The organism is Massilia sp. Mn16-1_5, from assembly GCF_004798585.1.
GTDB lineage: Bacteria > Pseudomonadota > Gammaproteobacteria > Burkholderiales > Burkholderiaceae_D > Telluria.
In genome coordinates this window covers 32085-44740 of record NZ_PPXQ01000019.1, presented here as the reverse complement: position 1 = coordinate 44740, position 12656 = coordinate 32085, and the positions used below count along the sequence as shown (strand labels likewise).

Annotated in this window: 11 protein-coding genes; 5 read left to right on the top strand and 6 right to left on the bottom strand. The window is 67.0% G+C overall.

Features of this window, described 5'->3' with window-relative positions; translation table 11 throughout:
* Positions 1-2 precede the first annotated feature (2 nt).
* Together C2862_RS20650 and C2862_RS20645 are read left to right on the top strand one after the other, a co-directional pair.
* On the top strand, positions 3-710 hold the full coding sequence (locus tag C2862_RS20650) for a c-type cytochrome (RefSeq protein WP_136222133.1): 708 nt from the start codon (positions 3-5) through the stop codon (positions 708-710).
* Positions 707-1972, top strand: coding sequence for a cytochrome c (locus tag C2862_RS20645; protein ID WP_136222132.1), 1266 nt, complete (start codon positions 707-709; stop codon positions 1970-1972). Before C2862_RS20650 ends, C2862_RS20645 begins: the two co-directional genes overlap by 4 nt.
* A gap of 19 nt (positions 1973-1991) precedes the next feature.
* Here the strand turns inward: C2862_RS20645 and C2862_RS20640 are convergent, their stop codons facing one another.
* Both C2862_RS20640 and C2862_RS20635 read right to left on the bottom strand, forming a co-directional pair.
* The gene (locus tag C2862_RS20640) at positions 1992-2807 is read right to left on the bottom strand and encodes a hypothetical protein (RefSeq protein WP_136222130.1); all 816 of its coding nucleotides are present in this window, start codon (positions 2805-2807) and stop codon (positions 1992-1994) included.
* A 32-nt stretch (positions 2808-2839) separates the two neighbouring features.
* Positions 2840-3535, bottom strand: coding sequence for a tetratricopeptide repeat protein (locus C2862_RS20635; RefSeq protein ID WP_136222128.1), 696 nt, complete (start codon positions 3533-3535; stop codon positions 2840-2842).
* A gap of 171 nt (positions 3536-3706) precedes the next feature.
* On the opposite strand from C2862_RS20635, the gene C2862_RS20630 reads away from it, so the two are divergent.
* Positions 3707-4675 carry a hypothetical protein gene (locus tag C2862_RS20630; RefSeq protein ID WP_136222126.1) on the top strand — a complete coding sequence of 323 codons (969 nt, stop codon included), beginning with the start codon at positions 3707-3709 and terminating at the stop codon, positions 4673-4675.
* Positions 4676-4686: 11 nt separating this feature from the next.
* Here C2862_RS20630 and C2862_RS25340 read toward each other — a convergent pair whose 3' ends face one another.
* Both C2862_RS25340 and C2862_RS20625 read right to left on the bottom strand, forming a co-directional pair.
* Entirely contained in the window at positions 4687-4851 is a 165-nt protein-coding gene (locus C2862_RS25340; protein WP_168710128.1) for a hypothetical protein, read from the bottom strand.
* Between the two features lie 59 nt (positions 4852-4910).
* Positions 4911-5843, bottom strand: a complete 933-nt coding sequence (locus C2862_RS20625; RefSeq protein ID WP_136222124.1) for a LysR family transcriptional regulator — start codon at positions 5841-5843, stop codon at positions 4911-4913.
* 173 nt (positions 5844-6016) lie between these two features.
* Here C2862_RS20625 and C2862_RS20620 point away from each other — a divergent pair, with 173 nt between their 5' ends.
* Together C2862_RS20620 and C2862_RS20615 are read left to right on the top strand one after the other, a co-directional pair.
* On the top strand, positions 6017-6754 hold the full coding sequence (locus tag C2862_RS20620; protein WP_307723567.1) for a substrate-binding domain-containing protein: 738 nt from the start codon (positions 6017-6019) through the stop codon (positions 6752-6754).
* A 49-nt stretch (positions 6755-6803) separates the two neighbouring features.
* A complete protein-coding gene (locus C2862_RS20615) occupies positions 6804-8141 on the top strand; it encodes an MFS transporter (RefSeq protein WP_136222120.1) in 1338 nt (445 codons plus the stop codon).
* 14 nt (positions 8142-8155) lie between these two features.
* Here the strand turns inward: C2862_RS20615 and C2862_RS20610 are convergent, their stop codons facing one another.
* Positions 8156-9799: a response regulator gene (locus C2862_RS20610; protein WP_136222118.1), complete on the bottom strand. Its 1644-nt coding sequence runs from the start codon at positions 9797-9799 to the stop codon at positions 8156-8158.
* The gene (locus C2862_RS20605; protein WP_168710127.1) at positions 9796-12465 is read right to left on the bottom strand and encodes a PAS domain S-box protein; all 2670 of its coding nucleotides are present in this window, start codon (positions 12463-12465) and stop codon (positions 9796-9798) included. The genes C2862_RS20610 and C2862_RS20605 overlap by 4 nt, the downstream gene beginning before the upstream one ends.
* Positions 12466-12656: the final 191 nt, after the last annotated feature.

The following is a 12656-nucleotide window of genomic DNA, read 5'->3' as shown; positions in this document are numbered from 1 at the left end:
GTATGCCGCACTTTGCCCTGCGACGTTTTTCAGTACTCCTCCTGTGCGCCCTGCCCTTCGCAGCCGGCGCCCGGCAAGCCGTCCCCGACACCGTCGAGCAGCGCGTCGCCGCCTGCATCTCCTGCCATGCGCCCAAGGATGGCGCCGGCACCAGCGTCGGCGGCGTGTATTTCCCGCGCATCGCCGGCAAGCCGGCCGGCTATCTCTACAACCAGCTCGTGAACTTCCGCGACGGGCGGCGCCAGTATCCCCTGATGACCTGGATGGTCACCCATCTTCCCGATCCCTACCTGCACGAAATCGCCGGGTATTTTTCGAACCAGCACCCGCCCGTGCCTGCGCCAGCCGCGCCGAACGTGGCCGCCCCCGTGCTGGCACGCGGCGAACAGCTGGTCAAGCGCGGCGACCCGGCGCTGAAGGTCCCGGCCTGCATCGCCTGTCATGGCCAGCAGCTGGCCGGCGTGGCCCCGGCGATTCCCGGCCTGCTGAACCTCCCACGCGACTATGTCAATGCGCAGTTCGGCGCCTGGCGCAACAAGGTGCGCCGCGCCCATGCGCCCGACTGCATGGCGGCCATCGCCGAGCGCCTCGGGCCGGGCGACGTCGCCGCCATCTCGGCCTGGCTGGCGGCCCAGCCGACGCCGCCTGACGCGCGGCCGGCCGAGCGCTTGAGCGCGCCCTTGCCGATCGCCTGCGGGAGCGTGCCATGAAGCGCATACCTTATGCGGTGCTGCTGCTGCTCGTCGTCGCGGCGGCGCTGGTCGCGCTGGCCTGGCCGCGCGAGGAATTCATCGCCTCCACCTCGCCTGCCGATCACGCACTCGTTGAGGCCAACATCGCGCGCGGCGCCTACCTCGCGCGCGCCGGCGACTGCATGGCCTGCCACACGGCGCGCGGCGGCGTGCCCTATGCCGGCGGCCGTGCGCTCGACACGCCTTTCGGGCGCCTGGTCGCACCCAACATCACGCCGGAGCCCACGACTGGCATCGGCAACTGGACCCCGGACGATTTCTGGCGCGCCCTCCACAACGGCAAGTCGAAGGACGGCCGCCTGCTCTACCCCGCCTTCCCCTACGTGAACTACACCAGGGTGACGCGCCGGGATGCCGACGCCCTGTTCGCCTACCTGCGTACGCTGCCGCCGGTACGCCAGCCGAACCTGCCGCATGAGCTGCGCTTCCCCTACAACCAGCAGCTCACGCTGGCCGGCTGGCGCCTGCTCTACTTCAGGCCGGGCGTGCAGCAGCCGGATGCATCCAGGGACGCGCGCTGGAACCGCGGCGCCTACCTGGTCGAAGGCCTCGGCCACTGCGCCGCCTGCCACAGCACGCGCAACAGCCTCGGCGCGACCGAAGGCACGCTGGGCGGCGGCCTGATTCCGACGCTCGGCTGGTACGCACCTTCCCTGACCTCCGATGCGGAAGCGGGTCTCGGCAACTGGAGCGAGGCCCACATCGTGCAGCTGCTGGGCACCGGCGTGGCGCCCGGCGCCAGCGTGACCGGGCCGATGGCGGAAGTCGTGGTCCAGAGCCTGCAGCACATGACGAAGGACGACCTGGGTGCGATGGCGGCCTACCTGAAGTCCTTGCCGGCCGCATCGAACGGCGAACGCCCCGCCGCGCCGCGTCCATCCGAACAGACGATGCGCGCCGGCGAACGGCTCTACGGCCAGCACTGCGCCACCTGCCATGGCGAGCGCGGCGAAGGCAAAGGGCCGTATCCGACCCTCGCCCGCAACCGCGCGCTGGCCCTGAGCGAACCGGTGAACGCGATCCGCGTCGTCCTCAACGGCGGCTTCGCGCCGGGCACGCAGGGCAATCCGCGGCCCTACGGCATGCCGCCCTTCGGCCATGTGCTGGGCGATACCGAGGTGGCGGCGCTGGTGAGCTTCCTGCGTGCCAGCTGGGGCAACGCGGCGGCGCCGGTGTCGAGCGCGGAGGTGAATCGCTACCGCAGCGTGCCGCTCGACTGAGCGCCACGCTGCGCCCGCCCTAGTAAGTCGTCGCGCGCCGTTTGCCGAACAGTTCGACGCGCAGGAATTTCACCAGGGCCTCGTGGTCCTCGATCCGCATCGACAGCGTCACGACGCGGCCGCGCGCGGTCGAATCCCACTTGATCTCGACCGGATAGCGGGCCCGGATCTGCCGAATGACATGGTTGACCATCGCCGTTTCCAGGTCGGGATAATCGCCGGTCTCCACGGTGAACAGCTCGGTCATGTCCCTGCTGTCGATGCCGGCCAGGGCCGGGAAGGTGTAGCTGCCGACGCTGCTGCCCATGCTTTGAACGACGATGGTCTTGCGCTCGTTGCCGCCGCCGTCACCCTGGCTGACAGGCACCATCACAGGGGCGGAAGCGGGTGCGGACGCGGCGCGGCTCGCGGCCTGCTCGCCCGTCTCGGCCTGCGCAGCCGTGTTCTGTGCCGGGGGCGCCGGTGCAGGTTCGCGGACCGCCTCCGGATCGGGACGCGCAAGGATCGCCACCTCGACTGGCTTCGGCGCGGCCGGCGCCATCTGTGCCTGGCCGGCCAGCCCGGCTCCCGGCGCATCGGCGCGTGGCGCGTGCACGCTGCTTCCGGCCGAGAACTCGGTTGCGGCCGCCGGCGCCGGACCGCGCGCGGGCAGCTGCGGCGTCAGGGTGAACACGACTTCCCGGCCGTCGGTGTCATGGTGTTTCCCGCGCTCGCCCATGGTGTGAACCAGCAGGCCGGCCAACAGGAGCGCATGCACCAGGGCGGTGATCCCGACGGCCCAGGCGCGATTGGATTCAGGTGCTTCCACCTTGGCCGAAAACGTCATGCTACGCATGTGAATCTCCCGAAGAGTATGCGCCTGGTGGATTAATGCGCCGTTGTGGGGTGCCATTGCCGGGCAAGCTCGCCGCCGCGCGCGACCTGGTCGGGCGTCATGCGCACGGCAAGCGCCGCGAGCTGGCTGTCGGCCCGGCCGATGCCGCCGTCGCGTGCCAGCACCATCCATTTGTAGGCCTGCTCGACGTCGGGCTGGCCGAACGCCGGGTCGGCCAGCAGCTGCGCCAGGTTGAATTGCGCCTTGGCGAAACCGCCGGCGGCAGCCTGTTCGTACAAGCGGCGGGCCTGCTCCGGGTCGCGCGGCGTCGTCTCGCTGGTCGCGAGGATGACGGCCAGGTTGTAGGCGGCGATGACGGAGCCGGCCCCTGCCGCCTGGCGGTACCAATGGACTGCCTGTGCCTCGTCGCGCTCGACGCCGTGGCCGCTGTGGTACAGCTGGCCAAGCGCGGCCATCGCCTCGGCGTGCCCGAGCCCGGCCGCTTTCCGGTACCAGGCCAGGGCGCCCGGCAGATCCTGCTCGGCGCCGTCGCCATTTTCGAGCTTGATGGCGGTACGGTAGCAATAGGCGGGATCGAGGTTGTCGCGCGCAGCCTTGGCGTCGAAGCGGGTTGCGGAGGCCTTGATTGTCCTGCCCAGCGTCTCGCCGACGAGGGTGCCCTGCTGGGCGAGAACGGTCTGTGGAAGAATCAGGGAAAGCGGGAACAGCAGAAGATATGCGTGACGCATCAGACACTCCTGTTCAGTAATGGGCGCCGATCAGTCTATGCCTGCATGTTTATTTTGACAAGCTTTCCGGCGACACCTTCACCGCCGGCTCACATCTCCTTACAAACGGAACCGGCATCACGTTCAAAAAGCGTTAAGCTCTACCCGTAATCTGGAAGTGAATCGCACATCATGAAGACGCAACTGCTCGAGGACATTGGCGAAAATGCCACATTGCCTCTGACGCCTCCCCGCCAAGCCGGGCAATCAACTGCAAACAAAGCGGCGCAAACCCTCCCGCCTGCACCGGCAGAAGCAGTGCCGGACCTGGACAGCGTATTCGAGGAAATCGCCGCCCTGGAGGCGCAGTACCAGCCGCCGGCGCAGGAGCACGAGCCCGCCATCGAGCCGACCACGCCGCTGGACAAGCCTGTCCCGCCGCCGGCCGAGCCCACACTTGCCCCGCACCCGGCGCAGGGTGCCGCCGCGCCCCCTGCGCGGCAAGACCCTTTGTTCGACTTCACCCTGCCCTTGCCGGAGCAACAGGCAAGCGATCCGTTCACGCCTCCCCCATCCAGGCGCACGCGGCCAAGGCGGCGCTATCTGCTGTGGGCTGCCTGCGCACTGACCGGCGCATTGCTCGTCCAGGGCGGCTGGTGGCTCTATAACGAGCGTAAGGATGACGGATCGCTGGCGCTCGTCGCGACCCTCGCAAAAGAAACGCCGCGGGCCGCGCAGGCTCAGGCAGCTGCCGATGCAGCCGCGGCAGCACCGACAGCGCCGGCGCCGCCACCGCTCGTGATGCTCGAACCCGACCCACCCGCCGCGGCCGCGCAGCAAGAACAGGCAGCGCCCCAGGAGTCAGCACAGCCCGAGCCGGCTGCGGAACAGGCAAGCCCTGTCCCAGCACCCAAGCCGGCAGCGCGGGTGACGCGGCGCCAGCCGGACAGCGCAACGGGTTCCGCGACAGCACGGGTCAAACGCGAGCCCGCGCGCCAGATCGCCCGCGCACCGGTCGTGCAGGCAGAAACCTCATCGGCCGGAGAAGGCGCGATGACGGCACTGCTGAGGGCGTGCCGGGAGCATGGCTACCACGCGACCCAATGCATCAAGCAGGGCTGCAGCGTGACCAGATACGGCTTCGCTTGCCGGGGGCGCTGAACGCCGCCCTGCTAGCCTCGATTTGCCTTGCGCAAAATCGAGATGCCGATCACGACCAGCGCCCCGCCCACGGCCGAGAACGCCGGCTGGCGCGCCAGTCCTGCCGAAATGAAGAAGGCGAAGCCGGATGCGATCAGCAGCGCGCCGGCGACTTTATTGTTCTTTTGGATTTTCACGCTTGCCCCCAGTAAAAAATTGCTACGTAAATGCATGAGCAAGGAGCCCCTGCGTATGCCTAGCCCGCGCCGGCCTCGTCTCCTGTCGCGAGCGAGCGCTTCAGCAGTGCTTCAGTGAGCATCTCGAACAGCGTGCGCGCGGCAGGCGCCATGATGTGCTTGCGCTTGCTGATCAGCCCGAGCGTGCGCTTGATCTCCGGATTCACCAACGGCACTCCGATGATTGCGTCCTGCCGCCCGGGCAGCACCGACAGGCCGGGCACGGCAGCAACCCCCATCCCGGCCTCGACCAGGGCCAGCACGCCGGACACGTGGTTGGCCTCGCACAAGATGAGCGGATGCTTTTCGACACCGGCCAGGGCAGCGTCGATGAGACTGCGGTTGCCGCTCGACTTGGCAACCGAAATATACCGTTCATCGGCAGTCTCTCTCCAGCTCAACTCCTTGCGCTTGGCCAGCGGATGGTCAGGCCGCACTGCCAGCACGTAATTTTCCACGTAGATCGGATCGAACACGATCTCCGGGTTTTCGGCACCCGTGAAATTGATCCCGAAATCCGCCTCTCCCGCCAGTACCAGGTTCAGCACGTCCTGGGCGCTCTCGTCGTGAATGCGAACCCGGATACGTGGAAATCGCGCGCTGAACCGCGTCAATACCTCGGGCAGGAAATGCCATACGGCGGATGGAACGCAGGCAAGGGTGACCGTTCCGGTGCGGTGGGCCGCGAGATCGGCCACACCGAGTACGGCATCTTCGAGTCCGGCGAGGGCTGTGCGTACGTTCACCAGAAAGACCTGGCCCACGTTGGTCAGCTGCACGCGCCGGGTCGTCCGCTCGATCAACTTGACGCCGAGGCCCTCCTCCAGCTTTTCGATGCGCCGGCTGAGTGCCGACTGCGAAAGAAAAAGATCGGCGGCGGCCTGGCGGAAGCTGGCGCGGTCAGCCACGGCAACGAAGGCCTGCAAGTCGTGAAGATCATAATTGATGCGCATTGCGCAATAATAGCGCTTGAATTTGCAATTATCAAATCAATTAAATTGGCGGATCATGCAGGTCTCACGCCCAGCCATGTAGTCGGCAGGCGGCATTTCACAATATTCAGGAGACCTTCATGCGACCTCAGCATTTCAATCGCCTTGCCAGCGCGGCGTTTGCCATCCTTATCATGACGCTCGGCGCACGAGCCCACGCGACCGACCTCCATGTCGTCAGCTCTGGCGGCTTCGCCCAGGCTTACAAGGACCTGTCGGGTCCTTACGAACGCGCCAGCGGGGACCACCTCGTATCCGAATGGGGACCGTCGATGGGCGCGACGAAGAACGCGATCCCGGCGCGGCTCGCGCGCGGCGAGCCGGTCGACGTCGTCATCATGGTTGGCGATGCACTCGACAAGCTGATGGCCGAAGGGCGCCTCGAGCCAGGCAGCAAGGTCGTTCTCGCCAATTCGCCGATTGCCTGCGCAGTCCGCCGTGGCGCCGCGCAGCCGGACATCGGCAGCGTCGACGGCCTGCGCGCGGCCCTCCTGCAGGCGCCGCGCGTCGCCTATTCCGACAGTGCGAGCGGTGAATACATCAAGCACCAGTTGCTGGACAAACTCGGCATCCGCAAACAGATGGAAGGCAAGGCGGCCCAGATTCCCGCCACGCCGGTTGGCGAGATCATCGCGCACGGCGACGCCGATTTCGGCTGCCAGCAGCGCAGCGAGCTCAAACCGGTCAAGGGCATCGACATCGTCGGCCTGATCCCGCAGGAAGTGCAACTGAAAACGGAATATGCCGGCGCGCTGGTGCGCGGCAGCCGCCATCCGCAAGCCGCGCGCGCCCTGCTGCGCTTCCTTGCCGCACCGGCGAATGCGGACGCGATCGAGGCGACCGGGCTCGAATCTGTCGCGTCCGCCCACTGAGCCGGGCTTCACACCGCCCGACACACCGACGTCCCCCGAAAGAACGATCATGTCCACTTTTTCCACCGAAAAGGCGAACGCCGCCGCGCGCGCGGCCGGCGCCAGCCCGGCGCCCGCCACCTCGAAACTGTCCACCGTCATCCGCGTGACGAGCGGGAACTTCATCGAGATGTACGATTTCTTCCTGTTCGGCTTTTACGCGAACTACATCGCCAAGGCCTTCTTCCCCGCGACCAGCGAATACGCCGGCCTGATGATGACCTTCGCGACCTTTGGTGCGGGCTTTTTCATGCGTCCGCTGGGCGCCATCTTCCTGGGTAGCTACATCGACCGCATCGGACGTCGCAAGGGACTCGTCCTGACGCTCGGGATCATGGCTTCGGGCACGGCGCTGATCGCCTTCGTCCCGGGCTATGCCAGCATCGGCTTGCTGGCGCCGCTGCTGGTGCTGATCGGCCGCCTGTTGCAGGGCTTCTCGGCCGGCGTGGAACTGGGCGGCGTGTCGGTCTATCTGTCCGAGATGGCAACGCCCGGCAACAAGGGCTTCTACGTCAGCTGGCAATCGGCCAGCCAGCAGCTCGCCGTGATCTTTTCCGCCGCGCTCGGCTATGGCCTGAACCAGGCGATCCCGAAGGACGTGCTGGCCGATTGGGGCTGGCGCATTCCCTTCTTCATCGGTTGCTCGATCATCCCCGTGGTGTTCTACATCCGCCGCTCGCTGCAGGAGACGGAAGAATACCTGAAGCGCAAGAGCCACCCGAGTTTCCGCCAGATGATGGGCACGATCGCCCTCAACTGGCCACTGGTGACGGCCGGCGCCATGCTGGTGGTGCTGACGACAGTCGCGTTTTACCTGATCACCGTTTATACGCCCACCTTCGGCAAGAGCGTACTCAAGCTTTCCACCGAGGAAAGCCTGCTGGTGACGATGTGCGTCGGGCTGTCGAATTTCATCTGGCTGCCGGTCATGGGCGCGCTCTCGGACCGCATCGGCCGCTGGCCCGTGATGGCGGTATGCGCCGCGCTGACGGCCGTGACCGCCTATCCGGCGCTGTCCTGGCTGATCGCGAACCCGAGCTTCGGCCACATGGTCATGATCGAGCTCTGGCTCTCCTTCCTGTACGGCAGCTATAACGGCGCGACCATCGTCGCGCTGACGGAGATCATCCCGGCCCAGGTGCGCACGACCGGTTTCTCGCTGGCCTACAGCCTGGCGACGGCGCTGTTCGGCGGCCTCACGCCGCTGCTGTCCACCTGGCTGATCGAGTTCACCGGCGACAAGGCGGCGCCCGGCTACTGGATGGCGGGCGCCGGTGCGATCAGCCTGGCCGCGACCTTCCTCGTGTACCGCGGGATCGTCAGGGAAAGGGACGCTGCGCGCGCCTGACCGCCGTCGATCGTTCAGCGGTAAGCCAGCCTGCGTCGAATGGCAACCATCGTTCCCCGGCCAGGCCGCCCATAGACATGGATGTTCGCACGGATGCTGGCGGCCCGCTCGCGCATGCCCTTCAGGCCCAGGGACGCCGCTGCGTGCAGACGCCCTCGCGGAATGCCGCCGCCGTTATCGCATACCCTGACCAGCAGCGAGGCGCGACGCATCGCCACCTGGATGACGACCTGCGTCGCCCCGGCGTGGCGCAACACGTTGGTCAGGGCTTCCTGACACATGCGCAACAGTTCCCCCGCCACGAATGGAGGTTGCTCGACATAATCCGTCGGGTCATGCAGTACGATGCAGACGATGCCGGTGCGGCGCTGCACATCCGCCGCCTGCCAGCGCAGCGCCGCCACCAGTCCTTCCTCGAGTGCCGGCGGCCGCAGCAGCGCGGCGATGTCCTGCACCGCGGCGATCGCCAGGTCGATGTTCGACAATGCCGCGCTCAGCTCCGCCAGGATGTCGCGCGCAGGAGGCGGCCTGTCCGCTTGCGCGACACGATCCTGCAGCAAGCGGATGTCGATCTTGGCCGCCGTCAGTATCTGGCCGAGCTGGTCGTGCACCTCGCGCGCCAACATGCGCCGCTCGTCGTCGCGTACCCGCTGCACGGTGTCGAGCAAATTGCGTAGTTCCTGTTGCGACTGCTGCAGGCGCAGCAACTCGCCCTGGCGCCACACCGCGTCGCGACGCAGCCGGACCAGGCGTACATTGGCCTCGATTCGCGCCACCAGGTCTTTCGCGCTGAACGGCTTGATCACGAAATCGTCGGCGCCCTCCTCGAGCGCGGCAACTTGCGCCGTCTCGTCGGCCTGGCCAGACAGCATGATGACCGGAACGGTACTGAGCAACTCGTTCCGGCGCATCATGCGCAGCAGTTTGATGCCGTCCAGGTCGGGCATGACCATGTCGACCAGGATCACGTCGGGCTGGATCGATGTGGCCAGATCAAAGCCGCTGCGCGCGCTCTGCGCCGCATTGAACGCAAAGCCGGCCCGTTCCAGGATACGTCCGACGTGGGCGACCAGCAGCGGCTCGTCATCGATGAGCAGGACCCGTGTTCTGCCGGCATCTGCGCCGGACTGGCCCCCAGCCGGCGCCATGTCCCGCGTCAGTGCCTGGGAAAGCTTGTGCACGGACAGTTCGAGGAGCGCTGCCAGCGACGGGGCATGGTCGGCATGGCGCAGCATGAACAGTGCAAGGCCGCGTCGTTCCTGCGGACCGCGGCCGCCGAACGGAATCAGGGCCAGCGCGGCCGTTCGCTCGCCGATCCACGCCGGGCGCGCCGCTCCGAGCGGGACGATGCAGCTTTCCTTTCCATCGCCGGCGGACCCAGGCTCGCAGGCTTGTTCTCCGCAGAGCTGCTTCGCATCGCGCGCGTGCCCGGGCGGCGCCTGCGGGCATCCGGCGTGCAGCAACAGGCCCAGCGTTTCGTCGTCCATGAGCAGATAGACGGCCAGGGCATCGACATCGTCGCGCAGCGACGCGAGCATCTGGGTTCCCAGCGTGGGTAAATCGGTGGGGAGCGCGAGGTGCTCGACCATGCCGGCATAGGCCAGCATCCTGCGGCAGATGGCAGCACGATCGTTCCGGCCGTGCACCTGCTCATTCATCGCGCCTCCCAGGGCTCACCGAGCGCATCCGACAGTGCTTGAGCGAGGACGCTCTTGCCATACGGTTTGTTCAGGAAGCGGACGTCCGGCCCCAGGTCGTCCTGGTGCCGCATGGCTTCGAAGGTATAGCCGGAGCTCAGCAAGATACGCATGCCCGGCCGCAGCGCGCGTGCGCGCTTCGACAGCTCGATGCCGGAAAGGCCGGGCATGACGACATCGGTGAACAGCAGGTCGAAGGATTCGCCAGCGGCCAGCCGCGCAAGCGCTTCCTCGGCCCTGGACGCTTCGACGACGGCGCATCCCAGCTCGCGCAACTGGGTCGAGAGATGCGCGCGGACGATCGGGTCGTCCTCGACCAGCAGGATCGCGCATCCGGCCCGCAACCGGACGCCGCTGCTGGCCGCCGGGCCGGGGCGCGGTTCCGGTTCGGTATGCGCACGCGGCAGGTACAGTTTCACCTGGGTACCCCGGCCCGGCTCCGAATAAATGGTCACGTCGCCGCTCGACTGCTTGACGAATCCATACACCATGCTCAAGCCAAGCCCGCTGCCGGAGGCTTCGTCCTTGGTCGTAAAAAAAGGCTCGAAGACATGGTCCATGACATCCTGTGGAATGCCTGAGCCATTGTCCGCGACCGCGATCACGACATACTCCCCGGGCGGCAATGACTTGCTGCGTTCGGCAGCCGGGCTTTCCATTTCGACCAGCAAGAGCTCGATGGCCAATTTGCCGCCGTTGGGCATGGCATCGCGCGCATTCAGGCACAGATTCAGGATGGCCGCCTCGAGCTGGGCGCGGTCGGCGTAGACGCACCATCGATGATTCATTTCGAGCAGCTGGAGATCGATATTCTCGGGCAAGCTGCGCGCGATCAGGGGGCGGATCGATTCGATCGCCTCCCCAACCGCCAGTATCTGCGGCTTCAGCGCCTGCCTGCGCCCGAACGCCAGCAGGCGGCGCGTCAGGTCCGCCCCACGCTCGCCGGCCATCTGGATCAGGCGGGCGATGTCGCGCAGCTGCGGCTGTGCCGCGAGCGCATCGACCAGCTCTTCGGCATTGCCGAGAATGACGGTCAGCCAGTTGTTGAAATCGTGCGCCAGGCCGCCGGTCAGCCGGCCCAGCGATTCGAGCTTCTGGATCTGCAGCAGGCGCTGTTCCAGCGCGATCTGCTCGCTCAGGTCGGTCACCACGGACAGGATGGCGCGCGGCGTTCCGTCCTCGCGCCGTACCAGGATCCAGTGCACATGGACGATGAACTTGCGGCCGTCCGCCGCGGAGTGCACCATCCGTCCCGAATAGTCGCCGTGCCGCATCAGCACCTGCATCGCATGCTGGAAGTCGGAGGGAGCGCATTGCGCATACAGGGTCTCGCCGACCGGACGGCCGATGACCTCGTCGCTGCTCCAGCCGTAGCGCGCGGCGGCCGCCTGGTTCCAGTACAGCACCCGGTTGTCGAGGTCGCGTACGATGATGGCATCGGTCGCGTAGTCGAGCATTTCGGCTTGCATGCGCAGGCGTGCTTCCTGCTGTTTCTGCTCGGTCAGGTCGGCGATACTGCCGACCATGCGCTGCGGCCCGCCCTGCTCGTCGATGACCATGAAACAGCGATGCAGCACGGAACGCTCCACGCCCCCGGGCAGGCGCAGCCGGTATTCGGCGGCCCAGTTTTCGCGTCCCGCCGCGACACCCATACGCAGGCTTGCGCCAACCCGCTCGCGATCGTCGGGATGGATACAGGCTTCCCAGTCCGCGAGGTGGGTCCAGCGCGCAAGCACACTGCCGAGCGGCTCGAACGCGCTGCGGCTGCACCACAGGCTGTCGTCCGCCATGCTCCAGTCCCAGACGACGTCGTTGGTTGCGCGCGTGACATAACGCAGTCGCTGCTCACTCTGCGCCAGCGAATCGGCCATTCGCTTGAGCTCGTACGAGCGCACCACGATTTCCGCTTCCAACCTGGATGCCTTGCGCTCGGATGCATCGGTGTCGGATGGCCTGTGCGCCAGCACGTAGTCGGTCACGTCCTCCACGCGATGGATGATGAACATGACGCGTCCATCCGGATCGAGAACGGGCGAGTTGATCGGGCTCCAGTAGCGGACCTCGAAGCCTCCGCCCGCTGCCTCCGGACGCCGGATCGGATAGCGCTGCACCGCCATCACGTCCTGGACCCGGGTCTGCCTGACGCGCTGCAGCGACGCCCTCAAGGGCGCGACGCTACTGCCGCCGCTCTCCGCGGGATCATCGGGGAATACCTCGAACAAGGGGCGCCCGACGACCTGTTCGCGCGTGACCATGGTTGCATGGAGATAGGCATTGCTCGCCGCTACAATCCGGAAGGTATCGGGCTCCAGCACCAGGTAGAGTCCCGGGGCGGACTCGAACAGCAGGCGAAAATGTTCCTGCGCCTGCCTGGCGCCGGCCGTCCCCGCCACGCGCTCCGACGCGCTGGCCAGGAACAAATCGGCGAGCAGCTCCAGACCACGGCCGGCCGGCCGATCCGCGGCGCTGGCAGTGGCCAGCACGCAATGCCCCTGTTCGGCGCCGTCAGAAAAGCGGCGCCGAAGTGCCCGATAGCTGCGCAGCCCGGCGCGCCGCACCAGGTCGCGGCAGGCGTCGGGCAAGGTGCCGGAGTCCGGCTGCGGCATGGTGTACTCGTCACTGTGCATCTGGGCTTCGAGCCCTTCGAGCGCCGCGCGAACGGCAGGAGACGCCGCCGTGCAAACGTGTTGCGGCGCCGTGCCGGGCAGGTAAAGGCTGACCATCGCCCAGTCGTCCCCGGACGCCATCAACGCCAGTCGAGCGGCCTTCTCCAAGCCGGCTGCGTCATTTGCCATGCTTGCCAGTCTTCCCTAGACGC

Excerpts from the sequence above, each read along its gene's own strand:
- C2862_RS20605 (WP_168710127.1), bottom strand. The coding sequence starts at position 12,465 with ATGCACAGTGACGAGTACACCATGCCGCAGCCGGACTCCGGCACCTTG.
- C2862_RS20645 (WP_136222132.1), top strand. The coding sequence starts at position 707 with ATGAAGCGCATACCTTATGCGGTGCTGCTGCTGCTCGTCGTCGCGGCG.
- C2862_RS20650 (WP_136222133.1), top strand. The coding sequence starts at position 3 with ATGCCGCACTTTGCCCTGCGACGTTTTTCAGTACTCCTCCTGTGCGCC.
- C2862_RS20630 (WP_136222126.1), top strand. The coding sequence starts at position 3,707 with ATGAAGACGCAACTGCTCGAGGACATTGGCGAAAATGCCACATTGCCT.
- C2862_RS20640 (WP_136222130.1), bottom strand. The coding sequence starts at position 2,807 with ATGCGTAGCATGACGTTTTCGGCCAAGGTGGAAGCACCTGAATCCAAT.
- C2862_RS20620 (WP_307723567.1), top strand. The coding sequence starts at position 6,017 with ATGACGCTCGGCGCACGAGCCCACGCGACCGACCTCCATGTCGTCAGC.
- C2862_RS20625 (WP_136222124.1), bottom strand. The coding sequence starts at position 5,843 with ATGCGCATCAATTATGATCTTCACGACTTGCAGGCCTTCGTTGCCGTG.
- C2862_RS20635 (WP_136222128.1), bottom strand. The coding sequence starts at position 3,535 with ATGCGTCACGCATATCTTCTGCTGTTCCCGCTTTCCCTGATTCTTCCA.
- C2862_RS20615 (WP_136222120.1), top strand. The coding sequence starts at position 6,804 with ATGTCCACTTTTTCCACCGAAAAGGCGAACGCCGCCGCGCGCGCGGCC.
- C2862_RS20610 (WP_136222118.1), bottom strand. The coding sequence starts at position 9,799 with ATGAATGAGCAGGTGCACGGCCGGAACGATCGTGCTGCCATCTGCCGC.